The sequence below is a fragment of the Escherichia sp. MOD1-EC6021 genome (assembly GCF_002965245.1).
GTDB lineage: Bacteria > Pseudomonadota > Gammaproteobacteria > Enterobacterales > Enterobacteriaceae > Escherichia > Escherichia coli_F.
Window position 1 is genome coordinate 1 of record NZ_PTRU01000101.1, and the last position, 823, is coordinate 823.

Annotated in this window: 1 protein-coding gene; it reads left to right on the forward strand. The window is 45.2% G+C overall.

The window, feature by feature from the left end:
* A partial coding sequence (locus BEB54_RS28105; protein WP_000675046.1) for an IS4-like element ISVsa5 family transposase occupies positions 1-823 on the forward strand: 823 nt, incomplete at both ends.

Consider the following 823-nt stretch of genomic DNA (forward strand, 5'->3'; position numbering starts at 1 on the left):
CTTATGGTATTGCGAGCTTCAGTCGCACTACACGGTCGTTCTGTTACTCTTTATGAGAAAGCGTTCCCGCTTTCAGAGCAATGTTCAAAGAAAGCTCATGACCAATTTCTAGCCGACCTTGCGAGCATTCTACCGAGTAACACCACACCGCTCATTGTCAGTGATGCTGGCTTTAAAGTGCCATGGTATAAATCCGTTGAGAAGCTGGGTTGGTACTGGTTAAGTCGAGTAAGAGGAAAAGTACAATATGCAGACCTAGGAGCGGAAAACTGGAAACCTATCAGCAACTTACATGATATGTCATCTAGTCACTCAAAGACTTTAGGCTATAAGAGGCTGACTAAAAGCAATCCAATCTCATGCCAAATTCTATTGTATAAATCTCGCTCTAAAGGCCGAAAAAATCAGCGCTCGACACGGACTCATTGTCACCACCCGTCACCTAAAATCTACTCAGCGTCGGCAAAGGAGCCATGGATTCTAGCAACTAACTTACCTGTTGAAATTCGAACACCCAAACAACTTGTTAATATCTATTCGAAGCGAATGCAGATTGAAGAAACCTTCCGAGACTTGAAAAGTCCTGCCTACGGACTAGGCCTACGCCATAGCCGAACGAGCAGCTCAGAGCGTTTTGATATCATGCTGCTAATCGCCCTGATGCTTCAACTAACATGTTGGCTTGCGGGCGTTCATGCTCAGAAACAAGGTTGGGACAAGCACTTCCAGGCTAACACAGTCAGAAATCGAAACGTACTCTCAACAGTTCGCTTAGGCATGGAAGTTTTGCGGCATTCTGGCTACACAATAACAAGGGAAGACT